Origin of the sequence: Amycolatopsis taiwanensis DSM 45107 (genome assembly GCF_000519205.1) — a bacterium.
Taxonomy (GTDB): Bacteria; Actinomycetota; Actinomycetes; order Mycobacteriales; family Pseudonocardiaceae; genus Amycolatopsis_E; species Amycolatopsis_E taiwanensis.
The window spans coordinates 1-23,292 of record NZ_JAFB01000022.1; the positions used below are offsets into that span (position 1 = coordinate 1).

At 66.6% G+C, this 23,292-nt stretch carries 18 protein-coding genes and 2 pseudogenes; 9 read left to right on the forward strand and 11 right to left on the reverse strand.

Annotated elements, in window-relative coordinates; all coding sequences use genetic code 11:
• Nucleotides 1–616: 616 nt before the first annotated feature.
• Nucleotides 617–1,468: a SwmB domain-containing protein gene (locus A3CU_RS0116975; RefSeq protein WP_027943334.1), complete on the reverse strand. Its 852-nt coding sequence runs from the start codon at nt 1,466–1,468 to the stop codon at nt 617–619.
• A gap of 693 nt (nt 1,469–2,161) precedes the next feature.
• Between A3CU_RS0116975 and A3CU_RS0116980 the strand changes: the two genes are divergently transcribed.
• Nucleotides 2,162–3,667, forward strand: a complete 1,506-nt coding sequence (locus A3CU_RS0116980; protein WP_425388258.1) for a DUF7405 family protein — start codon at nt 2,162–2,164, stop codon at nt 3,665–3,667.
• Nucleotides 3,668–3,908: 241 nt separating this feature from the next.
• Here the strand turns inward: A3CU_RS0116980 and A3CU_RS0116985 are convergent, their stop codons facing one another.
• Nucleotides 3,909–5,114, reverse strand: coding sequence for a hypothetical protein (locus A3CU_RS0116985; protein ID WP_027943336.1), 1,206 nt, complete (start codon nt 5,112–5,114; stop codon nt 3,909–3,911).
• Between the two features lie 67 nt (nt 5,115–5,181).
• Nucleotides 5,182–5,706, reverse strand: a complete 525-nt coding sequence (locus A3CU_RS0116990; protein WP_027943337.1) for a copper resistance CopC family protein — start codon at nt 5,704–5,706, stop codon at nt 5,182–5,184.
• 951 nt (nt 5,707–6,657) lie between these two features.
• Here A3CU_RS0116990 and A3CU_RS0116995 point away from each other — a divergent pair.
• From A3CU_RS0116995 to A3CU_RS0117005, 3 genes are all read left to right on the forward strand, one after another.
• The gene (locus tag A3CU_RS0116995) at nt 6,658–8,805 is read left to right on the forward strand and encodes a multicopper oxidase family protein (protein WP_211246441.1); all 2,148 of its coding nucleotides are present in this window, start codon (nt 6,658–6,660) and stop codon (nt 8,803–8,805) included.
• 114 nt (nt 8,806–8,919) lie between these two features.
• On the forward strand, nt 8,920–9,588 hold the full coding sequence (locus tag A3CU_RS0117000; RefSeq protein ID WP_027943339.1) for a hypothetical protein: 669 nt from the start codon (nt 8,920–8,922) through the stop codon (nt 9,586–9,588).
• A 157-nt stretch (nt 9,589–9,745) separates the two neighbouring features.
• Nucleotides 9,746–10,795, forward strand: coding sequence for a CopD family protein (locus tag A3CU_RS0117005; RefSeq protein ID WP_169739645.1), 1,050 nt, complete (start codon nt 9,746–9,748; stop codon nt 10,793–10,795).
• A gap of 5 nt (nt 10,796–10,800) precedes the next feature.
• On the opposite strand, the gene A3CU_RS0117010 is transcribed toward A3CU_RS0117005, so the two are convergent.
• The 7 genes and pseudogenes from A3CU_RS0117010 to A3CU_RS0117040 all read right to left on the reverse strand — a co-directional run bounded on the left by A3CU_RS0117010 (nt 10,801) and on the right by A3CU_RS0117040 (nt 17,122).
• Nucleotides 10,801–11,304, reverse strand: a complete 504-nt coding sequence (locus tag A3CU_RS0117010; protein ID WP_027943341.1) for a hypothetical protein — start codon at nt 11,302–11,304, stop codon at nt 10,801–10,803.
• Between the two features lie 494 nt (nt 11,305–11,798).
• A pseudogene (locus tag A3CU_RS55650) lies at nt 11,799–11,885 on the reverse strand (SAM-dependent methyltransferase); the annotation flags it as partial.
• A 54-nt stretch (nt 11,886–11,939) separates the two neighbouring features.
• Nucleotides 11,940–12,824, reverse strand: coding sequence for a bile acid:sodium symporter (locus A3CU_RS0117020; RefSeq protein ID WP_027943342.1), 885 nt, complete (start codon nt 12,822–12,824; stop codon nt 11,940–11,942).
• 62 nt (nt 12,825–12,886) lie between these two features.
• A complete protein-coding gene (locus A3CU_RS0117025; RefSeq protein ID WP_211246442.1) occupies nt 12,887–14,215 on the reverse strand; it encodes a Dyp-type peroxidase in 1,329 nt (442 codons plus the stop codon).
• Nucleotides 14,216–14,256: 41 nt separating this feature from the next.
• Nucleotides 14,257–15,270, reverse strand: coding sequence for a hypothetical protein (locus A3CU_RS0117030; protein WP_027943344.1), 1,014 nt, complete (start codon nt 15,268–15,270; stop codon nt 14,257–14,259).
• A gap of 52 nt (nt 15,271–15,322) precedes the next feature.
• Nucleotides 15,323–15,853, reverse strand: coding sequence for a hypothetical protein (locus A3CU_RS0117035; RefSeq protein ID WP_027943345.1), 531 nt, complete (start codon nt 15,851–15,853; stop codon nt 15,323–15,325).
• A gap of 255 nt (nt 15,854–16,108) precedes the next feature.
• Nucleotides 16,109–17,122 (reverse strand): YeiH family protein, encoded by a 1,014-nt coding sequence (locus A3CU_RS0117040; RefSeq protein ID WP_027943346.1) that lies wholly within the window; start codon nt 17,120–17,122, stop codon nt 16,109–16,111.
• A 70-nt stretch (nt 17,123–17,192) separates the two neighbouring features.
• Here A3CU_RS0117040 and A3CU_RS0117045 point away from each other — a divergent pair, with 70 nt between their 5' ends.
• Nucleotides 17,193–18,095, forward strand: a complete 903-nt coding sequence (locus A3CU_RS0117045; protein ID WP_027943347.1) for a LysR substrate-binding domain-containing protein — start codon at nt 17,193–17,195, stop codon at nt 18,093–18,095.
• Between the two features lie 7 nt (nt 18,096–18,102).
• Here the strand turns inward: A3CU_RS0117045 and A3CU_RS51115 are convergent.
• A pseudogene (locus A3CU_RS51115) lies at nt 18,103–18,315 on the reverse strand (transposase); the annotation flags it as partial.
• A 477-nt stretch (nt 18,316–18,792) separates the two neighbouring features.
• Between A3CU_RS51115 and A3CU_RS0117060 the strand changes: the two are divergent.
• The 4 genes from A3CU_RS0117060 (at nt 18,793) to A3CU_RS0117075 (ending at nt 22,923) form a co-directional block, all read left to right on the forward strand.
• On the forward strand, nt 18,793–19,218 hold the full coding sequence (locus A3CU_RS0117060; protein WP_027943349.1) for a cupin domain-containing protein: 426 nt from the start codon (nt 18,793–18,795) through the stop codon (nt 19,216–19,218).
• A gap of 72 nt (nt 19,219–19,290) precedes the next feature.
• On the forward strand, nt 19,291–20,505 hold the full coding sequence (locus A3CU_RS0117065) for an acyl-CoA dehydrogenase family protein (RefSeq protein ID WP_027943350.1): 1,215 nt from the start codon (nt 19,291–19,293) through the stop codon (nt 20,503–20,505).
• An 18-nt stretch (nt 20,506–20,523) separates the two neighbouring features.
• A complete protein-coding gene (locus tag A3CU_RS0117070) occupies nt 20,524–21,390 on the forward strand; it encodes a fumarylacetoacetate hydrolase family protein (RefSeq protein WP_027943351.1) in 867 nt (288 codons plus the stop codon).
• Between the two features lie 45 nt (nt 21,391–21,435).
• Nucleotides 21,436–22,923 carry an MFS transporter gene (locus tag A3CU_RS0117075; RefSeq protein WP_156960402.1) on the forward strand — a complete coding sequence of 496 codons (1,488 nt, stop codon included), beginning with the start codon at nt 21,436–21,438 and terminating at the stop codon, nt 22,921–22,923.
• Nucleotides 22,924–23,292: the final 369 nt, after the last annotated feature.

The window sequence follows — 23,292 nt, forward strand, 5'->3', positions numbered from 1 at the left end:
TGCGAGACCTGGGCCAGATCAGCGATGTCGGGCACCGGCCAGCCCTGGGCGGAGGCCAGCACGACCATCGCCCGCCGCAGACGCACCCGGTCTTTCGCGGTCCGGTTGACCCGCTGCAACCGCTGTCCCTCAGCCATCGACAGCGGCCTCACAAACACTCCCGGTGGTCGAGCCACGATCATCCTTCCCGGTCCCGCCATCACGTTCGGGACCAGGATGGGACACCACTCCGGAAAGATCAATTACGACACCAACCAACATTGACGAGGCACTAGCGGACCGGCCCCCAGAACGAGGGTTCGTACCTCACTCTAATTCAGGCTCGGCCTGATCCCTACCGCAATTCGGCCGAATCCTCCGACCGGCACGCAACTCACCTGTCGACCCGCTCATCGAGCGGATCGGGAGGCCAGCGACTGGCTCGTTCTGCTAATTGTCCTCTCGATGTCCACAGTGGAGCGGGCTATGCGGCGGCGAGACCTTTACCGGACAACGAATACGCCGCGCAGCGCCGGGAGTTGCCAAAGCTCGCAACGCCCGCGCCGCCCCGGTGGCTCCGCGGTTGCGACGCGGGCTCCGGCCGGCGAGTGAGGAGGCGCCGGCCACAGTGGAACGGTCAGAAGGCGGGTATCGCGATCGGACCGAAGTTGGCCACGGTGTTCCCGTCGATGTCCTGCAATTGTGCCTGGTTCGCGGAGAGCGGCTTGCGGTAGGTCACCGAAACCGTTTGACCGGATGCCAGTGCCGCGCCATCGAAGGTCACGTCGACGACGGCGTCGGCCGGTGGCGAGTCGTTGACCACTTGAACGCCGGTGACGGTACGGGCAACCCCGTTGACCAGGATCTGGAATCGGCTGGCGGCCGGAATACCCTGAGCCGTGTCCAGCATCTCCTGGTCGAACTGCAGCAACACATCGTTGCTGCCGGAGTCGGCCTCCGTGGCCCCGGTGAGTGCCGGCGGGGTGTCCGGCCTGCCGATCGGGTTCGGCGGGGCGACCGGTCCGGGCGTGTTGGCCGGGGTGGTCCAGAAGCCCTGGGTCGTGCAGGTCAGCGGGGTCGGGGAGGTCCGCGTGGCGGTGTAGCTGTAGCCGTGGGTCAACCCGGATGTGTCGGTGAAGTTGGCGGTCGTGGTGAAGCCACCCTCAGCCAAGCTGAATGCGAGAGTCGGCATCGGGTTGGGCACGATGTCGACCGGGTTACCCTCGCGTCCGCCGGTCACCGCGTTGTAGTCCTGCTGCTGCGCGGTGAGCGTCCAGACCTCGTTCGGGTCCGAGCTCGGGATCGTGATCGTGACGATGAGCGAGCCGGCGACCCGTTCCCGCAGGTTCAGGATGTCACCGCACGCACCGATCACCTGGATAGCGCCGTTGCCGCCGGCCGCCGAGGCGGTGCTCGCTGACAGCAAAGGCAGTCCCGTACTGACCAGGGTCAGCGCCAGGAACAGCCCGACTTTACGTTTCAGATTCATATGTGCACCTGCCTGTGTGCCAGAGTCATAGGTGAATCGGGAATCCGCTGCAGCGTAGCCGGGAATCACTGCTGGTGGTTGAGCCATATGCCGTCATCTTCTGCGACATTCCGAAGTTCTGGGATTGGCCGTCGAACCATGTCGGGATTCCGGCCGGATCGACCGTTGTGCACGCTGAACCGGCTTAGCGCATAGGGATCGATTCGGAGTAGAGGACGACCCTCTACACGGAGCAGGGGACAACTCTTGAGGTAACTGGTCAGGTAGTTTGTCCGGTTTGATAATGGCGTTCGGGATTACCACTAGGGGAACAGTGTCGGAGGGCGTGACCGGTCCGGTGTGGTACGGGCCGCGGATCACGCGATCATCCTCGACTACAGCTACCTGCCCACCGCAGTCAGCAACCACGGAAAGCGCTTCCTCAAGGTGCTCGCCGAGGGCCGCCGCTATCCGCAATTCAGTAACCTGACCAGTTACCTCTTGCTTAGGATGGTGTCCTATGTGCTGGCGGATCCTTGGTCGTCGATCACGATGTCGAACTCCACCGGGACTTCGCCGCTGATGCCATGCCGTTCATCCTTCCTGGAACCAACGGCCTCCAGCGAATGGGTTGGTCCAAATGACTCCTCGACGCACCGTCTTGTTCTGGGTAGCTTTGCCGTATATTCGGAAATTTACCCTGGGGGAGTGGCCATGGAACAGGAGCATTTGGACCCGCGGCCACGGAAAGCGCTGCAGCGCCGCGCGGTGCTGAAGGCTGGGGCGGCCGCCGTTTTCCTTGCCATGCTGGACGAGCTGGCCTGGAGCCCGATGCGTCCCGCGGTGGCCGCGACCGCGCTGCCCGACATCCAGTTCGACCTGGGTCCCTTCATCGCCCCCGCCACCAGCGTCGACGGGGTGATGGTGCAGTTCCCGCCGGTGTTCACCGTTTTCCAGACGATCGATCTGCTGCGCCGGCCGACCAAGACGGAGCAGACGACCTTCGCCGACGCGCTGGCGACCATCGAGTCCGCCTATCCCTTCAGCCCCTCCGGCGTGATGCTGATCGTCTCCTACGGCCTGGGGTATTTCGGCTGGTTGCCCGGCGCGTTGGGCGCGGGCTCGGTGTCGTTCAACAACATTCCCCGCCTCACCCTGAACAACAGCCGTTTCGTGCTCGAAGAGGCGGTGCCGAGCCCGACCGACGCCGGCCAGCCCGGCATCGTCAAGCGCAAGTTCGACTTCACACCGGAGCTGGGCGGCACCGACATCCTGATCAGTGCGCGCAGTGACACCATGGCGAACGTCACCGACGTACTGGACTGGTTGGGCGGCAGCAACACACTTGCCGGCGAGTCGGTGCCGTCGCCGGCGCTGCCGTGGTTCTTCACCGGGCGCCGGGTGCAGTTCGTGCAGCAGGGCATGCCACGCCTCATGGCCATAGAGGACGGCCTCTATTACCAGGACCGGATCAACCCCGAGTCGCCGATGTGGATGGGCTTCGCCGATCAGCAGACCAGCGGCAGCGGCCCCGCCGACGCGGTGGTCTTCGGCGGTGGCAACGCGGGCAAGGAGCTGACCACCGCGACGCCCGGCAGCTATTTCGACAACGGCGCGATCCAGCACCTGTCGCACGTGATCCTCGACCTGGAGGCCTTCTACGCGCGAGCCGGTGAGGCGGGTGCGGCCGAGGACGAGACGTATCTGGAGCGGGTGCAGTACATGTTCCGCTCGGACCCGCCGCCGTCGCTCGGCAACGGCAGCGACCCGTTCCTCAATGGCGGTGGGCCCGCGTTCCTGCCCAACACGTTCAAGGGGATCAACGACGCCGCGCAGAACGCCCAGGGCATCGGCACCCTGAACAACGCCCACCGCATCGGTCACGTCACGGCGTTGCAACGGTTCTCGCGGGCCGACGACGGCACGCCGCTGCACATCCGCATGGACGGCCCCGGCATGGACAAGATGGACATTCCGTCGACGCTCGTGGTACCCGGGAACAACGGCACCGTGCCGAAGTTGCAGTTCTCCGCCTTCGTGCCTACAGCGGACTTCTTCGCCACGATGCGCGCCGACCAGGCCTCGCTCGACCTGCAGACGACGTTCGCGGTCAACCCGCTGGACAACGGCCTCGAGCGGTTCCTCACCGCCACCCGCCGCCAGAACTTCCTGGTCCCGCCTCGCCGCAACCGCGCCTTTCCTCTGTTGGAACTGACCTGACCCGACCGATACTCACCGGCCGAGGCAGGCGCCGCCGTTGACGTGCAGGGCCTGGCCGGGGATGTGCCCGGCGTCGGGTGAGGCAACGGTGTTTCGGCCCGACACACGCCGGGAGACGACCGAGCATCTCGGGCACGAGAAGAATCGTGCCGAGCCACGTCAGAGCCGCAGATCGTGAAGAAAATACAGGAATGGGCCAACCGTCCACAGCGCACCGCTGCCATGATCAACGTAGCACGCGTCACGTCTCCTCGGTCAGTACCCGCCATGCGGTCGAGTCGACGATCAGGTCGCCGGCCAGGGCCGCCCTGGCGCGACGGGCGATGGCGGCGCTGACCGGATCGAGGCTGTCGACCGCCCGCGAACTGTCGTCCTCGGGGCCGGCCTGGATCTGGCGCAACACGACCACCAGTTCCTGCCAGGCGTGCTGCTTTCCGAGTTCGGTGAGGGCGTCGTCCAGCAGGGCCGCGACCTCGCCGGCGTCCGGCTGCTGGGCGGCCACCAGCGCCGAGATGATCGGCTCCCACGCCGCGACGGACTCCTGGATCGCGGAGTTGCGTACGTCGGCGGTCAGCCGCATGATCTCGTCGACGGCGGCCTGGCCGCTGTCGGCGCGATCGGGCAGGGTGGCGAACAGTTCGGCGAACCGGACTTCGGGCAGGCCGTCCACCAACAGGCATACGTCGTTGAACGACAGCGGCGCAGACGTCTCCGCCTGCTGGCCGACCAGCCTGCCGATCGACCGGAGCGACGTGGTCAGGCGAGGGCTCTCGGTCTGGTAGCGGATTATGGCGGCCGCCAGGCGGTGTGCCCACACGGCCCGCGATTCCTGGCTGACCTGGAGGTAGTTGGCCAGGTTGTAGTGGCTGACCGCGATCGCCTCCGGATCCGAGCCCCGGTACTTGATTTGCAGCGCGTTGGTCTCCTGTGCCACGGCGCGTTCAAGGTGGCCCAAGTGGGCGTCCGCGTCGGCCAGCGCCGAGAGCGTGTGGCCCATCATGGTGACGTCCTCGGCCCTGCCGAATGCGGCACGACACTTGTAGAGCAGTTCACGCGCCTCCCGAACGCGGCCCAGCCGCAGCAGCGGACCGTAGTCGTTGAACCAGGTCACGGCCCGTTCCACCTCGGCGGCACTGCGGTTCTCCCGCGACTGCCGTATGGCGGCATTGAGCTCCAGTGCCTCTGGCCAGCGACCGAGGTCGTGGGCGGCGACGACGCCGAGGTCCAAGATGGACTCCCGAACCGCCCACGCCGCGCCAGTGCCAGTGCCGGTGTCGTTGTCGGTGTCCGACGCGTCGGCCAGGGTGGCCATGGTGGCGTGGTGCTCCGTCACCGCGGCCAGGACCTCGTCGAGGCGCCCCTGCTGGTACAGCGTCTGTAACCTACTGCCTTCGGCTGCCAGGCGGGCCCATGGTTCCAGCCCGGACCGGGTGTCGTGTTCGGTCATCGCGGCAGCGTCCTCCCTCTGTCACCCTCGTACCTGGTACATCACTCACGACAGTGGTCTCGTGAGGTCAGGAACTCGTCCGCCGCCGAGGGCGTAGCGCCGCATACAGCACCCCGGCCAGGACGACGACGGCGATCACGATCAACACCCAGGCCGGCACCGCGCCGGCACCGTCGCTGCCGGCCACCGATGCCGAGCTGACCGGGGTGCCCGGACCGGACCTGGTGAGCTGGAACGTGATGCTCCCCGACACGGGATGCGAGTCGGCCGAGAGGACGTGGTAGATGGCCGTGTACTTGCCGGCTGGGCCGAGCGGCGCCACCGACGTGAGCACCGAGCTGCCCAACACCGAGGCCTGCGAGGTGCGCTCCCAGTGCGTGCCGTCCGGCCCGATTACCATGATCGTGTCGTTGCCCTGCTGGACGGGCGCGTCGAAATCGAACCGGACCAACGACGGCCCGGTGGTCAGTTCCGCACCCGCCGCGGGTATCGAGCCGACCAGCACGTCGTGCGCCGACGCCGGTGCGGCGAGGCCAATGGTGGTCAGCCCGGCTATCAGCGCGCCGGCGACGAAGACAACGAGACGCCTCATATCAACGTCTCCTCGCTGGCCAGTATTCAGGCCGTGCCGGGCAGAACTTCACGGCACACCTGGAATGGACCCAGGCACCGGTCACAGGTCGAAGTTCGGTTTTGCACAACTGGCGACCCAACCTCCCCAATTTGGTTGGTCACGACACGTCCACACGATCGATCCCGAATCGATCATCCACAATGGATCAAAAAGCTCTGCGCAAACGTTACTCGCGTGGCGCACCAATGTCTATTGTTCGAATTGGTTCGACATAAACTGAAGGATCTCACCGGCTTTCGGGCGAGTCGGCCGTGCTCGAAATGGGTGAACGAGCGTGCCCTTTATGGCGAAACCGGACAACCGGTCCCGGCTCCGTACAAAGGGCGCAACAAGCCCAATTCCCAGTGGCACGCCAGTCGTGCCCACGCCCGCCTGCGTCGAGCCGAGGTCTTCTTCCACGATCGGTGTCACGAGAAAACCATGAGTGTCAAAGCGAAACAGATTGATCTATGGTGCTCCGAAAGTCCACGAGCACGGCCATATCGAGCACGGTCGACTCACCCTGAAACTCGATGGGATCGCCTCAATGGACCAATTGCGGCTGGTCCAATCGGTTGCATCCCCAAAGTATGGTCGGTCTTCCAGAAAGTAGGTGCACCGGCCGGGTCCGGGATGTAATGTATTCCCACTTAGTTCACGTCACCCGTACTCGGAGTGTGGTATGACCGCCCGCCGGTCATCGACGCTGCCCGCGCGTCGCCCCGCGCCGGGGAATTCGCAGGTATTTCGCTGTCCTGGCTCGGTCAACGAAAGGAAAGCAGATTATTCCTGAATCGCCGGCCTGCCTGATCGGCATTCTGATGAACCCGAAGACCGAAACCCCGGGAAAGGAAAGCGGATATGCCTGAATCGCCGGGATTGCCTGATCAACACCCTGATGAACCCGAAGACCGCAACGCCAGGAGAGGGTTGTCTCGCCGCATAGCGCTGAGGCTCGGCGCCGCCGGCGCGGCCGCGGCCGCCGTCGGGGTCGGGCGAGCGAAGGTCATGCCAAGGCTGCGCGAAAGGGGTCTCGCCAACCCCGACGGAATGATCGACGCCGCGTCGATCCAGCTCACGGACGCGACGTTCACCGAGGTCTTCCCGACCAGCCCGCTGATCCTCAACCCGTTCACCGACTTACTGCTCGTGCAGAAGGCAGAAGCTCCGATCCCGGTCACCGACCTGGACCCGCCGCCGGGTCCGGGCATCGGCCAGCAGAACTCGTTCGGCAACGAGACCCACCAGCTGTGGACGAGCGACATCGGCTTCCCCGACCCGATCTTCTACCGGCACAAGTGGGAACTCGCCACACATTCCTTCACCTCCTCCCAGGTGCTGCCGATCGACGACAACGGCAAACCAACGCAGTCGTTCGACGCCCAGGGCCACACGTTCCCGGCCGGTACCGTGCGAACCCTGCCCGACAGCGTGATCTTCAGTCACAACGGCCAGATGCCCGGACCGCTGATCAATGCCGAGTACGGCAAACCGGTGCTGGTGCGGTTCGAGAACCATCTGACCGAGAACCCCCAGAACCTGGACACCCAGGACTTCGGCGCCCCGGACTTCTCCGCCCTGATCCACCTGCACAACGGGCACACGGCGCCGGAGAGCGACGGCAACCCGCACTACGCGATGACCGCCGGCCCCAAGCACCGAGGCTTCCCACCTGGGTCATATGTGGACCAGCTGTACCTCAACTTCCCGGCGGGCTTCGACGACCGGGAGAAGGTCAGCTTCTGGTGGTACCACGACCACACCATGGATCACACCGCGGCCAACGTCTACAAGGGACTGTTCGGGATGTACCCGTTCTATGACCCGAAGGACGGCAGGGACGACGGCGACGAGACCACCGGCCTGCGGCTGCCCGGCGTGCGCACCGACCGCCCGGACGGTGCGTTCGATGTCGATTTCGACATTCCGCTGGCCTTCTTCGACGTCAGGTTGGAAGACGGTGTCACGCTGCACAACGACTTTCACGACGTGGAATACCCCGCTGCGAAAAACCCGAGGACGCACCCGGAGTGGTGGGGCAAGACCTTCTTCCGGCACTTCCCCGACCACGGCTTCGTCGGCGACGTCTTCACGGTCAACGGCACGGCCTACCCGGTGCTGGAGGTAAAGCGGCGCAAGTACCGCTTCCGGTTCCTCGACGCCTCGGTCTCGCGGATCTACGACTTCCAGTTGATGACCTCGACCAAGGGCCCGAAGTCCGCTGTGTCGCTCGGTTACGGCGGCGACGAACTGCAGGGCCAGTACCGTATCCAGGACGGACAGCAGTGCATGCAGTTCCACGAGATCGCCACCGACGGTGGCCTGCTGCCGCTGCCCATCGTCCGGGACAACTTCGAGCTGTGGCCGGCCAAGCGCCGTGAGGTCATCATCGACTTCACGAAGTTCATGGACGGCACGCCGACCACCAAGGGCGACGAGATCTACCTGACCAACGTGATGAAGATGAAAGACGGCCGGATGTGGGACAAGTCGTTGCGCTTCTCACCGGACCCGAACTACAAGATTCCGGTGCTGAAGTTCGTGATCGGCGACATCGCCGAGGACAACAGCCTGATCCCGACGACCCCGATGCGCGAGATCCCGCCGGTCCCGTCCAACTGGCAGAGCATGCTGAACGACCGGCTGATTTTCGAGGTGCAGCGCGGCAGTGCCAGCGGTGAAATCGAGTGGCTCATCAATGGCAAGCCGTTCGACCCGTTCAACGTCCTGAACAGCATGCAGAACCCGGCAGGCCAGTCCCCGCCGGCCACGCCGAGGAAGAACAGCTTCGGCATCTGGGAGATCCGCAACGGCGGTGGCGGGTGGGTCCACCCGATGCACCTGCACATGGAAGAACATCGGACGTTGATGCGCAACGGCAAGTCGATCCTGCCGAACTCGCCCGACCGGGCCCACCCGGACGACATCTCGATGGAAGACCTCGTCGCACTCGACCCGAGCGAATCGGTGGTCATCTATCGCGGCTTCCGCGATTTCGTCGGACCGTACGTCGTCCACTGCCACAACCTGATGCACGAGGACCACGCGATGATGTTCGCCTGGAGCATCATCTCCTAGCCCAACCGGCGGTGGTGCCCGATCAGCAGATTGATCGGGCACCACCGCCTACCACTGCCGACCACCACTTTCCGCCACGGAACCCGCAGAGCGGCGGAGGAAAAGCGAGTCACCATGCCGACGAGACCCTTCAAGGACCGACTCCGCGCATTTCTCGATCCACGGCCGGCCCGGTGGCGCACGGTCATCGTGCTGGGCATCGTGCTGGGCTATGGGGACGGCTACGTCCTGGTGGCGCTGACCGGCGCCGCCGGCGCCATCGAGCGCACCAACCATCCGTTCTCCTCGTGGCTGGAGGAGTCTGCCTTCTTGGTGCCGCTGTTCATTCTGGCCGAGCTGCTGGTCCTGCGGCGCATCCGGCGCCGGAGCGGACCGGTGCTGCGGTCGGGGAAGGCGGTGCTGGGCACGGCTCTGCTGATCGCGGTCGCTGGCACAGTCACCGGCTTCGTCGGCGTGGCCGTGAGCGCGGCGTTGGACTACCGCCTCCAGACCCAGCTGATCGAATTCTCGTCCCGGTTCGGCGACCAGAACGGGGATCCCCTGATCACGGCCGGCAGTACGGCGGCGCGGGGCAACTGCAACAGCATGGTCTGCAACGAGGAGCGCCTCTCGCTGGCCAGTGACGCTCGCGGCGTCGCGATCTCCGCCCCGATCCTGCTGGGCGTCAACGTGGTGCTGGTCGGCTGGGTGCTCGCCGGTTTCGGTGGCCGGCTGGGCGCGCCCGCTGGCCGCAGGGCCACCACGACCATCGCGGTGCCTACCTCCTCCACCGAGAAGGTCTGAGCTTCCGGTCAAAAGTCTACTTCAGCTGGCGTCTCGACCGGTCTTCGCCGTTTGCCAGGCCTCGAAGGCGTCTGGCAAATCCCAATGCGGTGGCCCGGTGGCCACCCTTGCCGAACAGTCCTGTGTGGAGCCTTAGATGAACCGGAGATTCGCAACCTTGACGTCGCCCTCGACCACCACCGGCCAAGCGGTCATCGATTCCCGGCCTCGGTACGTCTTGCTGGTCGTGCTCGCGGGGGGTGTCCTCGCCGGTGCGCTCATCGGCCTGGCGATCACCGCGACGGCGACGCGCGGTGCGGTGACCTCGGGCCCATTGGTCGCGGTCGGGCTGGCGCTGTCGAGGTCCGTCCTCGACGGAGCGGCCGTGGTCACGGTCGGCATGAGCCTCCTGCCGAAGTTGCTCGTCCCCGAGCCGGCCGCGAGCGTGGCGGCACCGCTCGCCCTGGCGCGATTGATCGCCACGGTCAGCTCGGCGGTGTGGCTGGTCGCGGCGTTGGTGTCGATGGTGCTGGAGGTCGTGGACATCAACGTCGGTGAGCCGTTCACGATCGCGGCGATCGGCCGGTACGTGCGAGGAGCCGGCGCGGGACAGGCACACCTGGTGGTCGCCTGTTGCGCCTTCGTCTACTTGGTCGTCACCGTGCTCGCGCTGCGCAGGGGCGAGGAGGTGCCTGCCGAACTACGGATCGCCGTCGCGGTGTTCGCACTGTTGCCGCTGTCGACCGCCGGGCACGCGGCATCCGGCGCGCAGGGCCTGGAGAATCTCGCCCTGGTCTCGATCGAGCTGCACGTGATCGCCGCCGTGTCGTGGACGGGTGGCCTGCTGGCAGTGCTGCTCCTGCTCGGCTTGGACCGGAACCTGCTCGCCGGGGCGCTGCCGCGGTTTTCCAAGCTGGCTACCGTATGTGTGTTCCTGACCGCGTTCACGGGCCTGTTCGACGGCTGGTACGAGCTGCACAGGACGCCCGGCATCCTGTGGTACCTGGCGCTGTTCACGACACGCTACGGCTGGGTCCTGATCGGCAAGGGCGCCTGCGTCGCCGCTGCCGGCCTGCTCGGCGGGTACACCCGGCTCCGGCTCCTGCCGAAGATCGTCGAGCGTCGGACGACCGCCGTGGTCACCTGGACGACCGTCGAGATCGGAATACTCGCCGAGGCGTTCGGATTGGCTGCCGTGCTGATCAGGGCTCCGGTGGTGACCGGGTAGCGGTGTCAGTTCGAGAGTCCGGAGCCGACGACGATGACGCTCCAGACCAGCCATGCGACGGAAACCAGACCGACGAGGCTCCACGCCACGCGACGTCGCGCCGGCTGCGGCAGCGACCTGCACAGGGCGACGACGCTCGTCGCCTCCAAGATGGCGCTACCCAGGTCCAGCACGTCGATCGGGTAGGGGCCGTTCATGATGGGGTACAACGGAACCATCGACAAGGTGGCCACGAGCCACAGCCCGATGAACACCAGCGTGATCATCATTGCCGCTACCGCTACTGGCGTGGCCGTCGTCCGCCGACCGCCGATGCTCAGCAGCACGCCGAATGCTATCTGCGCCACGGCGGCGACGAAGAACAGCACCCCGAAACCCACGGACACGCCGAGTTGTTCGGCGGCCGCGGTCAGCCGCAGCGCGCCGGCCAGGACGAACGCCGTCGCGGCGACGATCACGGAACGGCTGAGACTGGTCCGTACGGCCGACAGTTGTGATGACGCGGTCATGGCGCGTTGCCCCCTTCGGCGTGGCATGCCGCCCCCGGCATGGAGAACGGGTCGGCCCCCATGATCGGAGGGTCGATCATCCCGGTTCGGCGACGCAACCCCAACGAGGTGGTCTCGCCAAATTCGGGATGGGGTAGCTGAGTCCTGGCGCACCCTCCAGCACATCACCGCCGGCACCAGCAAGCTCGGTCCTGCCGTCAAGGCCGCATTCGTCCTCACCCATTTCGAGCACGGCCGACTCGCCGGAAAGTTGTTGGGACACCTCAATATACGGCAAGATTGCCGGGATGTCACGCTGGGCAAAGTCGGCCAACTCGACAATCCACAACGGACCGTTCGGGGTTCGGCGCCGGATGTCCTTCCATTTGTGATCCCGAGATCCATCAAATCAAATTCCCCGGCCACCGGCGAAACGCGATCTTTTTTCAGACCTGGAAGGTCTGGGACTCCGCGAAGTTGTAGATCTCGACGATCGAGGGAAGGTATTCGGACGTGGCGTGGCGCGGCACCATAGCGTCCACGAGGCGAGCTTCCCCGGCGAGGTCGTCGCCGGCCTGAGCCATGGAACGGAAGCGTTCGATATACCAGTTGGAGTGACCGGGTCCGCACCGATTCGTAGGGACCTTGTGGCCTGTTCAGTGCGTCTGTCTGGTTGCCGTGGGGCGGTTTCTGCGGCTGTTGAGTACCGCAGCGATCGGGAGGGCTGCTGCCAGGCCGCTGAGCAGAACTGCGGCGAGTGCGCCGAGGATGGCGGGCTGGTCGGCGAAGGCGATGCCGATCGCGGCCAGGGCGGGCCCGGCGTTGCGTACGGCGGCGACACCTCCCATGGTCGTGCGGCGTACCGCCGGTCCAGTGGCGAGCAGGGTGCCGGCTGCGAAGGCGGCGGCTGCGAGGACGAATCCGGCCAGCAGGGTGAGTGAGCCGAGCAGGGCGAGGATGTCACGCCAGTTGCCGAGAAGCATGCCCGCCAGCACGATCAGGAAGGTTACGTTCGAGACCGCGGCCGCGGTGGGGTGCCACCCTCGTGCGGTGGGCGTTGCGTAGCGGCGCAGAAGCAGGCCGACCGCGAACGGGAGGAGTTGTAGCAGGGCAACGGTTCCCACCAGTGCCGCGACGTTGAGGGCGACTCCCTGGCCGATGTCGGCGGCGTTGAGGATCCCGTTGGCGGTGGGGGCGAAAGTGAGGCTGCCGATGGTGGCGAGCAACACCTGCGTGGCCGAGCCAGCGATGACGTCGCCGCTTTGCACCATGGCCAGCTTCGCCCCGATGGGCCCGCCCGGTGAGCAGGCGGCCAGGACGAGGGCGATGAACGCCGCATTGGGCAGGCCGAACAGCGCGCCGGTGCCCCAGCCCAGCAGCGGGACGACCACCAGGTTGACGAGCAAGGCCAGCGCGAGCAGTGGGATGTTGGTGAAGACGCTCCGCAGGGCCTCGACGGTGGTTCCGAGGCCGGCCGCGAACATGGTGGTCGCGATGAAGATCACGGTGATGGCGTTGAACAGCAGACGCAGTGTCTCCATGGTGAAATCCCTTGGGCCTGCGGAGCGCCTCGAGCGGTGCCGGGGCGCTCCGCGCCGCAGCGTTAGTCCCCTAGATCGCCGAGCCAGCGCAGGGCGCGCAGGCCTGGCAGGAAGCAGTACTCGCCGCCGCGGGTGATGACGAACCGCGTCAGTGGGGGCAGGCGCCGGCGCACCGGCCGCCAGGGAATGGTGAAGCGGCCGCTGCCGTCGTGGGACCCGGTTATGGGGTCTTTGGCAGCGCCCGCGCCGAAAAACACACCGTCGTTCATCCACTGGGACTGGACGAACTCGAACTGCCGCCCCGGGTGGGCTCCGATGAACGTGAACATCAGGCCCCGGTCCACCCCGTCGTCCTCCAGGTCTCCGTCGGGCAGCGGCGGGCCGTAGACAGCGCCGCGTCTGATCATGCGGTGCAGACGCACCTCGCCCGCCACCGAGGCGTCGCGGGGGTTGGCCCGGCGGATGTGGCAACCGCCAGGGGTGATGAATCCCGCCGGATCCTCCCGCGCGTACCGGAAGGTGTTACGCCGCCCCGGGGCCGCACCGAGAGCGGGGTCGTCGTGTTGCGGGCTGAGCGCCAGCGGAGCTCCGCTGCGCCAGCGTCCCATGATCTTGGCGGCCAGCAGTTCCTCGTCCTCCGGACCGGTGGCGGCCTGGCGCAGGTAGCTGCGGAACGCGGCGACGTCCTGGTGGAGTTTGCGGAAGATCGCGTAGCTGCCGTTGCGTCCCAGCACCTCCGGCTGCGGCAGCTGGATGCCACCGATCTCGTCCCGGTAACCGCACACGAACTCGCCCGCCTTCAACGGCGCCTCCAGCCGGTTGGACCCTGCGATGCCGCTGCCTTCGATGGCCGGGTTGCTCACGCCGTCGCGGTATCCGAAGTGCTCGGCCTCGGTGGGCAACGCATAGCAGTCCTGCCGCCAGATCGGGGTTACCCCGGTGAGCTGGTCGTAGGCAAGGCTGGCCCGGTCGACAGCCGCCTCCAGCCCCGCGACGTCGGGTGCGACCGCCGCGAGAACCACATGAACATCCGGCGTGCCCAGCGGCGCTTCCCAATGCTCGGGGCTGCTTTCGCCGTCATCGCCCAGCGCTCTGGCGCGGGCGGCCATCCCCTGTCGGAACTCCCACGCGAACGTCTCCAGCGAGGCGCTGGGCACGCCGAGGGCCTCCAGCCCGCGGCAGGTGACCGCGACACTTACCCACGTCTGCTGGGGGCTGACCGAGTCGGCGGCCGAGGTCACCCCCGCGCTTGCGCGCCGCATCAGCTCCCGCCCGTGTGCTCGGTTATCGACGCGGAACACCAGATAGGTCGCCGCGTACGGGGTCGGCCGGGGGCTGAGCACTCCGCGCTGAATGTCGTCGAGTTCCAGCGCCACTCGCGTTTCGCTCACGAAAATCGCCTCCTCGCCGCTCTCTGCGGTGGCCTGCGGCGTTACTTGGTGACGAGGTTCCGCCAGAAATTGCGCAGGCTCTCATCGCCGCCGAACAAGGAGCTGAAGATCGTGGAGTCGGCGAGCAGGATGTCGCCGGCCCGCTCACTGTCGGGGGGCATCCACAGGAACATGTTGAACTCGGTATTGCCGGCTTCGGTGAACGGATGCGGCCTGGAGGTGTCGATCGGCTGCCTGGCCAGGACGTGGACGATGCCCGGCTTGTCCGTCGTCACGGCGTAGTGCGGCAGGTGCTGGTGGAAGTTGAAGTTGGTCACTCCTTCCAGCCATCCCTTGGCGTCGGAGTCTCTGAACGCGGAAAACGGGGCGATCTTGTTCTGCTCCCGCGCGGCGGGCCGCAGACCGTAGCGGTTCTCCACCGGCACGCCCAGCCCGTGCATCACGCCCCGCAGGTGTCCGGCGAAGCGCTGCTGCCGGGGGACCAGGGGATCACCGTGATGGTGGTACTCGATGTCCCGCACCGCCAGGTCGTCCGATGCCCCCACGTCGTGGTGTGGCCCGAGGACCAGGCGGGCATCCTCCCTGTCGAGGAACGCCCGCAGCGCCTCAACCTCGCCGGGCTCCGCCTCCTGACCGGTGACCATGTGATCCAGCCCGAACACGAACAGGGTGTCGGTGTCGGCCAGTACCCGCTCATCGAGCGGAGTGCGGAAACCGGCCTGGTCGATGCGCTGGTACACCGGGACGGGGTGTCCGGTGACCTCCTCGACGAACTGCTGGAACGGCACCCACGCCAAGAAGAACAACTCCAGCGATCCCGCGATGCCCTGCTGGAACCGCAGCGGGTCGGACCACTTCGGGTCCTCGTAGGCAGGCCAGGCCACCCGCCGGACCTCGGTCATCGTGGAGAACCGGTTGTCCAGTTCGGCCGGGTTCCTGCCCGCCTCGGCCGGATAGCTCCACGAGACATAGATACTCACCCGCCGCCGGCCAGGTGTGGGGGCGCGCGGGATGTGGTTCTGGTTGTAGGTGCGCGCGCTGGCGACCTCGCTCATTCCGCCTCCTTGCGGCAGTCGGCTGTTCGCGTGTCAGCCGCGCCGAGGGCGCTCACTGCAACTGGTCGAGCATTTCCGACAGGGCGTTCTTGATCCGTAGCGCCTTCTTGATCTCGTCGGCCGTGACGTAGGGGTATTCCCCGTACTCGATGAAGCTCGGGCAGTGGTGCTCACGCACGAACCTGCCAAACGCCTCAGGGTTGGTCTTCCAGTCCTCGGGAAACCCCTCGAGGTTCTCGAAAGCCGTGCTCACCCCGGCCTTGGTGAACAGCGCGATGGCATCCTCGGTGTACTTGTCGAAATCCGTGTCGAAAATCGCCTGATACATGAACCGCGTGTCATCGTCGAAGAGCACCCAGCGCAGGTAGTGCAGCTTCAACGGCGCGAGAAGATACGGATCGTTCTCCAGTGCCCTGGCCAGGGTGTAGCCGTACTCCCGGATGGCCTCAGCGTGGCCCGGCTTCACCCTCGCGACGATCGTGAAGCCGTAACACGCGGGCGTCTTCGGGAAAATCGGGCCGTACTTCCCCTGTTCGAAGTCGCTCTCCTTGGGGATGACGGCCGCCTGCGGCTTGATCTCCATGTTCATTCCTCCCGCCGCTTAACGGCCGGGCAGGCCCCCTTATTGTCGCACGCGGCGTCGAAGTCCGCGCGCGAGCACAGAACGTCATCAATGCGATCCGTCCGTACAGGGTGGGCCGCCCGCACCGGACCGCAGTGGCGGGGGGACTCGCCCGATCTTCCTATGATCAAGACCCCCGAGTGTCAACGCTCTCCGTCAGTTTTAGGCCGACTGCGCTGCCGCTGTCGGTCGCCCGCTGATCGTGGACCGCGCAAGTCACCAGAGACTGCCGGTCACGGCAAGGGCCGCATAGCCCGCCAGTCCGACGAGGACGGTGGACAGTGCGCCGAGGACCAGTCCGCGGCGCCCGGTGCGCAGCAGTGTGCCGATGCGGACGGCGCTGCCCAGGCCGAACAGAGCGGCGGCGAAGAGCAGCGTGGTCGTGACGTTGGCGACCGACAACACTGCTGACGGCACGACGTCCGCCGTCCGGACGGCCATCATTGCCAGAAAACCCACCACGAACAGCGGCACGATCGGTGGCCGTTTGCCGGTCGTCATCCCGGTGCGCCGGCGTTGGGCGATGCTGACGCCGGCGACCATGGGTGCCAGCAGCACGACGCGGGTGAGTTTGACCACGACGGCGATCGCGACCGCGGCGGCGCCGGCTGGGGAGGCAGCCGCGACGACCTGCGCGACCTCGTGCACGGTCAGGCCGGCCCATTCGCCGAGGTGGTACGGGCCGAGCCCGAGCGCGTGCCCGATGAATGGGACAAGGGCGATTGCGGCGCTGCCGTATAGGGTCACCAGGGTCACCCCGGTGGCCACGTCCTCTTTGTCGGTATCGGTGACGCTGTCCATGGCCGCGATGGCGGACGCACCGCAGATGGAGAACCCGGTGGCCACCATCAGCGTCAGGCCTCGCGAGGTACCGACGATCCGACCCAGCAGCAGGGTTCCGAAAAATCCTGTGAGCACGGTGAGAACAACCGCCAGAATGGTGCCAAGCCCCAGGCCCAACATCTCGCCCAGGCCCAGCTGAAGTCCAAGCAGCACGACACCCAGCCGCAGGAACTTTTTCGTCGCCCAGGCAAGTCCGGCGCGAGTCGTTTGTGGCAGGAAGCTTCCCACTGCCACTCCGAGCACGACAGCGACGGTCAGCGCGGAGAGTGCGGGCACTAGCTTGTTGAGTCCGAACGCGACACCTGTTCCGCCTGCGGCGACCAGTAAGCCGGGGAGGAGCCGGCGCAAACCCGAGGTCGCGCGGTCTGCTCGTGTTGTGGCGGTCATGACCCGATCCTCACCGCGGCCGTGGCGTTCCGGTACCCGCCAATCGCAGTGGACGTCATAACCTATGTGCATGGAACGGCTTCCGGACATCGAGTCCTTGCGGCTGCTTGTTCTCGTCGGCCGGCACGGCAGCCTGACCGCCGCGGCGGCCGAGTCCCGGACAAGTCAGCCCTCGGCCAGCAAACGCATGAGCGCTTTCGAAAGGATGCTCGGCGTGCAGCTCCTCGACCGCAGCCGCCGGGGATCGGCGTTGACGCCGGCCGGGATGCTGGTGAGCGGCTGGGCAGAGCGGGTCCTGGAGGAGATGACCGTCTTGCTCGACGGGGTCGAGGCGCTGCGCCGCGAACGCAGTGCCCAGCTGTCGCTGGCCGCGAGCCTGACCGTGGCCGAGCATCTGCTGCCCTCATGGATCGGGGAACTCCGCCGCAGCACGCCGGATCTGCACGTGGGGCTGCAGGTGATGAACTCCAGCCGGGTGCACGAGCTCGCCCGCCAGGGCGAGATCGACCTGGGTTTCGTCGAATCGCCGGGCGGGCTTCCCGGCGTGCGGTCACGCGTGGTGGCCAGGGATCGTCTCGTGGTGGTGGTGTCGCGTGAGCACAAGTGGAGCCGTCGCCGCCGCCCGGTCGGTCCGGCCGAACTCGCCGCGACACCGCTGATCAGCCGCGAACGGGGATCGGGGACCAGGGACACGGCCGAACGGGCCCTCGCGGCGGCGGGCACCGAAGCGGTGCCGCCTCTGCTCGAACTGGGTTCGGCGACCGCGGTGCGCAGCGCGGTCGCCGCCGGGGCGGGGCCGGCGCTGCTCAGCGAACTGATCGTGGCGCCCGACCTCGCCACCGGGCTGCTCGTCGAAGTCCCGACTGCCGACGTCGACTTCAGCCGGACGCTGCGTGCCGTGTGGAACGCGGCCAGGCACCCCACCGGCGCCGGCGCCCAGCTACTGGCACTCGCACTGCGCCGACTCCGCTGAGCAAATTGTTCAGACGCCCCAATGGGTTAGTGGACCAGATCTTCTTCCATCGCGGGACTGGCAAATCGGCGAAGGCAAGCAGATCGGGTGCTGCGTCGCAGCATGGCCTCGACCTTGGCCGACTGCCGCCCGAGCATTCCGGCGATCACGTTCAGCTGCTCACCGACCATGTCCGCCTTCGGTTGTGCGAAGATGGTGAGATCGGCGCGGCGACCATCTCCTTGAGGCGCGCGATCAGGATGTCGGGCTCGCTGCCGGCGAGCACCAGCTTCGACATGTCCTCAGTGACCTCGCCGTTGACCGGGCTGTTCGAGGCGCCCTTGACGGTGCGTGGCGCGGGATGAGCATTTCGGCGTTCTTGGCTGCGGTGGACCGGCACAGCAGAGCGAGCCACCCGAAGATCCGCGGGGCCGGCAGGTGGCTCGTCCGTACGAGCACGAGAACTGATCGCGCCGAACTGTTGGTCTATCGCATCGCACCAGGTCGGCGATGGTGAAGCAGTTTTGAAGCGCTACCGGCGCAAGCCCTGGGAAGGATCGTGGGGACTGACGCCGACGACCGTCGCGTCGTCGCTGATAGGCGAACGTGCGCTCGTCTGGACATCTTCTGAACTGCTGTTCGACGTCAAAATGATGCTAGACGAGCGATCGCACGTTCGTTACGCTTCGGGCGTCCGAGTCGATGAGGAGGAGCAAAGATGGCCGAGGACGACGTCCCCGTTGTGACCCGGAAAGGTCAGGAGCACACCGGCACCGGACAGTCCGGTGGTGCGGTGCGCATCTCCGGGGTCGGGCCGCAGCACACGCCCGCCACGAAGATCTGGTACGGCAAGGTCAGCAACGAGCCGGGTTACCGCTCGCTGCCGCACCACCACGGCGAGGCCGAGACCGGTGGGTACGTGCTCAAGGGGAAGGGCCGGATCTGGTTCGGCCCGAACTACTCGAAACACATCGACTTGGAAGAGGGCGACTTCGTGTTCGTGCCGCCGTTCATGCCGCACGTCGAAGGCAACATGAGCACCACCGAGGAACTGGTCTGGCTGACCTGCCGGACGCCGGACAACATCGTGGTCAACCTCGAGGAGGTCGACGACAGCACCCTCGAGGGTTACCGGCGTGCCTAGCCAGGTGGCTCCGAAACACGATCGGAACTGAACTCACGCCGCGCGGCGGCAGGTGGCAGAGAGAGGGGCGGCATGCGGAGCGGTACGGTGCGCGGGCAGGATCGCCCCGCGGGATGGCACGTCGAGGCGGTCACGACCGACTCGCCCGACCAGGCCGAGATCCGGGAACTGACCAGGTCGATACTGGCCGATCGCGCGCCCGACGACCGCGTCGCCCGGCTCGACGAGTCGGAGACCTTCGACGAGGAGTTCTACCGCCACCTCGGTGCCGCCGGCCTCATCGGCCTGGATGCCGATCCCGCGGCCGGTGCCGATGCCGATCCCCGGCACGAAATCGTCGTGCTGGAGGAACTCGGCGCCGGCCACACCTCGATGGCCGTCTGCCTGGTCGTGCAGTACATGGCTCTGCGCCTGCTCAGCCACTACAGCGGCGACGACCAGCGCAAGCGGGTCCTCGTGCCGCTCGCTGAGGGTCGCGGCCGCGTCGCGTTCGCGCTGTCGGAGGAGGACGGCGGCACCGACATCGCCCGCGCCATGCGGACGAAGGCGGTCCGCGACGGCGCGGGGTGGGTACTCACCGGCCGGAAGACGTGGATCTCGGGTGCCGCGACGGCCGGGCACGCGATAGTCCTCGCCCGCACGTCGGAGGAGACCCGCTCGGCGATCGACGGGATCACCATGTTCCTGGTGCCGCTGGACGCCGACGGGATCTCCGTGCGGGTGCTGGACACCGCCGGCATCCACGGCCTCGACACGTGCGAGGTCACCTTCGACGACGTCCGGCTCGACGACTCGACGGTGCTGGGCGAGGCCGGCGCAGGCTTCCGCCAGGTCATCGGCACCCTCAACGGCGAACGTCTCAACGCCGCCGCCGTGGCGCTGGGCATCGCCCGTGGGGCACTGCGCAGCGCGATCGAGTACGCCTCCCAGCGACAGGCGTTCGGTCGGAGCATCGGAAGTTTCCAGGCCTTGCAGCACGGCCTGGTCGACGGAGCGGTGCAGGTCGAGTCGGCGCGCGGACTGTTGACCAGGGCAGCCGAGGCCGCGCACGCCGGGGACGGGAGGTCGGAGGCCCTCTCCGCGATGGCCAAGGTCGCGGCCGCCGACGCGGCGACCGACATCACCGACACGGGGATGCGGGTCATGGGCGGCGCCGGGTACAGCCGCGAATACCCCATGCAGCGCTACTTCCGCGATGCCCGCCTCTACACGTTCGCGCCGCTGACGAACGAAATGCTGCGCAACTTCATCGGCGAGCGCTGGCTCGGCCTGCCGCGCTCCTACTGAACCGGAGTCTGGAAGACCATGAAGCTGCTGTCCTACCGAACCTCTGACGGCGAGTCGTGGGGCGCCCTCGTCGACGGCGAAATCGTCGACCTGGCAACCGCAAACCCGGGGTGGTCCTCGCTCGCCGCCGCGCTCGCCGACGCGGGTACCGACGGCATCGTGCGGGCGGTCACGGCGCGGGTGGGAACCGCACCCAGGCTCGCGCTCGACTCCGTGACGCTCCTGCCCGTGGTGCCCGCCCCAGGGAAGATCCTCTGCGTCGGGCTGAACTTCGAGAAGCACCGCATCGAGACCGGTCGCGAACGCACCGAGCACCCGGTCATCTTCACCCGGTTCCCGGACACCTTCGTCGGGCACGGCACACCGCTCGTCCGCCCGGCCGAGAGCGAGCGCTTCGACTTCGAGGGCGAACTCGCGCTCGTCATCGGACGCGGCGGCCGTCGCATCGCGCGGGAGAACGCCCTGAGCCACATCGCCGGGGTCACCTGCCTCAACGACGGCTCGATCCGGGACTTCCAGGCGCACACCCACCAGTTCACCCCCGGCAAGAACTTCCCGGCGACCGGGTCGATCGGACCGTGGCTGGTCACGCTCGACGACATCGGGGAGATCGCCGACCTCGAACTCGTCACCCGCCTCAATGGTGTCGAGGTCCAGCGGGCGCCGCTGTCGGACCTGACCTACTCGATCCCCGAGATCGTCGCCTACTGCTCGTCCTGGACCCAGCTGCGGCCGGGAGACGTCATCGCCACCGGAACCCCCGGCGGGATCGGCGCGCGCCGCGAGCCTCCACTGTGGATGCGGCCGGGAGACCTCTGCGAGGTGGAGATCTCCGGCGTCGGCGTCCTGCGCAACACCATCACCACTGAAGACGTGACCCCGTAAGGGGCCGGAACACCGACGGTTCTCCATCCGAGGAAACGTACGTTCGTGCTTAGGAGGTCCAGTTGGATCGCTCGTTCGCTGAGCGAGCGTTTGTCCGTATCCAGGCGAATCCGACCTTCGCCCCCGTGTCTGTCGCCTTCCTCCACGGTCGGTCCATCCCAGTCCGAGAAGAAAAGATCTCCTATGTCTGATTTCACTGAACGAACTGCACAGGCAGCGCAGCCCGTGCCAACAGTGTCCGCAGACCGGCAGGCTTCGCGACGAGCTGTGGCCAGCGGAACATTCGGGACCGCCCTGGAATGGTTCGACTTCGCCGTCTATGGCACGTTGTCGGCCACCCTGTTCCCGACCCTGTTCTTTCCGAGCTTCGACGCCAACACCGCCGTTCTGGCCTCCTTTGCCACCTTCGGCGCCGGCATGTTGGCTCGACCGCTCGGCGGCATCGTCTTCGGAGCACTCGGAGACCGAATCGGCCGGCGCAACGTGCTGATGTTCACCCTCGTGCTCATGGGCCTGTCCTCGGTCCTGATCGGACTCCTCCCCACCTACGCCGCCGTCGGGATCGTGGCGCCGGCTCTGCTCGTGTCGCTGCGGTTCCTGCAGGGCTTCGCCCTCGGCGGCGAAGCCAGCGGCGCGCAAATCCTCGTGGTCGAGCACGCGCCCGACGGCCGCCGCGGCATGTTCGGCGGGATCCTCGCCATCGGTTCACCGGTGGCCCAGACGCTTGCCTCGGTCGTACTCACGGGACTCGCGGCGTTCCTGTCCAAGGACGCCTTCGCCGCGTGGGGCTGGCGAGTGCCTTTCCTGCTGGGAGTGCTCCTTCTCGTAGTGGGCATGTTCATTCGTCGGCGCATCGAAGAGTCGAGTGCGTTCAAGGAGAGCAAACAGCGGGCAGCGGAGTCGGATACTCCGCAGGAACGCGCGCTTTCCGTGCTGCGGCGACGCCCCGGGACGGTCATCAAGCTGGTTCTGTCCTGGGCCGCCCCGACGGGCCTCTTCTGGATCTGCGTCACCTACGCCGTGAACTACATGACCAAGGAGTTGCACTACGCCAACTCCGTGACCTTCTCCCTCCTTATCATGGCGAACCTCATCTCCGTACCCGCCGCGATCTTCGGCGGCCGCCTCAGCGACCACATAGGACGCAAGAAAACCTTCATAATCGCCCTCACGATGCTGGGCATCGCCGCCGGAACCATGTTCCCCATCATGAAAAGCATGAACTTCGCGGCGAGCGTCGCTGTCGTCGCGCTTGCGCTTTGCGGCATCCAAGCCGCTGCGGGCACCCAGGCGGCCTTCTTCTCCGAATCGCTCCCGACGAGCATGCGGTACACCGGCTCTGCGCTCGGCATGACCTTCGCCGGGCTCATTTTCGGCGCCCCGATCCCCTTCGTCGCCGCCTGGATCTTCCAAAACACCAGCAACGGAACATTCGCGCTCTCGGCCATCGGCGTCGGACTGGTGGTGATCTCTATCATCGCTACGATTCTGCTCCCGGAAAACTACAAGAGGCCGCTTCACGAGGACCTCTGACTCGCTTTCCGCGAGCGTGGCTCGACTTCAGGCGAGCCAACCGGTCCCGCAGCCATCAGACTGACAAGAGGCCGGAATCTCGACAAGGAGAACGGTGGCCTGCCCAGCGGACGCGAGGCCGGTCGCCGTTCTCCAACGCCGGTCTGCCGGCACTGCCCGTCCACGACGGTGTGACAACGGAATGAAGCCCGCGCTAGGAGAGCTTCTCGCCGAGATCCGTCCGGTCATACCGGGGCTTCGCATGTTGTTCTATCGTGCTGAGCTGCCGTTTTAATATCAGGCCCTGAAGTCTCCGGCGTGCCCCGTCGTGATCATCGACGGCACGCTGATCCCGATCGGCCGGATCGCCGTCGACATCATCGTCCGGCA

Coding starts and splice junctions, on each gene's coding strand:
- A3CU_RS0117045 (WP_027943347.1), top strand. CDS start 17,193: ATGGAACGGCTTCCGGACATCGAGTCCTTGCGGCTGCTTGTTCTCGTC.
- A3CU_RS0117040 (WP_027943346.1), bottom strand. CDS start 17,122: ATGACCGCCACAACACGAGCAGACCGCGCGACCTCGGGTTTGCGCCGG.
- A3CU_RS0116975 (WP_027943334.1), bottom strand. CDS start 1,468: ATGAATCTGAAACGTAAAGTCGGGCTGTTCCTGGCGCTGACCCTGGTC.
- A3CU_RS0116980 (WP_425388258.1), top strand. CDS start 2,162: ATGGAACAGGAGCATTTGGACCCGCGGCCACGGAAAGCGCTGCAGCGC.
- A3CU_RS0117020 (WP_027943342.1), bottom strand. CDS start 12,824: ATGGAGACACTGCGTCTGCTGTTCAACGCCATCACCGTGATCTTCATC.
- A3CU_RS0117070 (WP_027943351.1), top strand. CDS start 20,524: ATGAAGCTGCTGTCCTACCGAACCTCTGACGGCGAGTCGTGGGGCGCC.
- A3CU_RS0116985 (WP_027943336.1), bottom strand. CDS start 5,114: ATGACCGAACACGACACCCGGTCCGGGCTGGAACCATGGGCCCGCCTG.
- A3CU_RS0117035 (WP_027943345.1), bottom strand. CDS start 15,853: ATGGAGATCAAGCCGCAGGCGGCCGTCATCCCCAAGGAGAGCGACTTC.
- A3CU_RS0117030 (WP_027943344.1), bottom strand. CDS start 15,270: ATGAGCGAGGTCGCCAGCGCGCGCACCTACAACCAGAACCACATCCCG.
- A3CU_RS0116990 (WP_027943337.1), bottom strand. CDS start 5,706: ATGAGGCGTCTCGTTGTCTTCGTCGCCGGCGCGCTGATAGCCGGGCTG.
- A3CU_RS0117065 (WP_027943350.1), top strand. CDS start 19,291: ATGCGGAGCGGTACGGTGCGCGGGCAGGATCGCCCCGCGGGATGGCAC.
- A3CU_RS0117010 (WP_027943341.1), bottom strand. CDS start 11,304: ATGACCGCGTCATCACAACTGTCGGCCGTACGGACCAGTCTCAGCCGT.
- A3CU_RS0117060 (WP_027943349.1), top strand. CDS start 18,793: ATGGCCGAGGACGACGTCCCCGTTGTGACCCGGAAAGGTCAGGAGCAC.
- A3CU_RS0117000 (WP_027943339.1), top strand. CDS start 8,920: ATGCCGACGAGACCCTTCAAGGACCGACTCCGCGCATTTCTCGATCCA.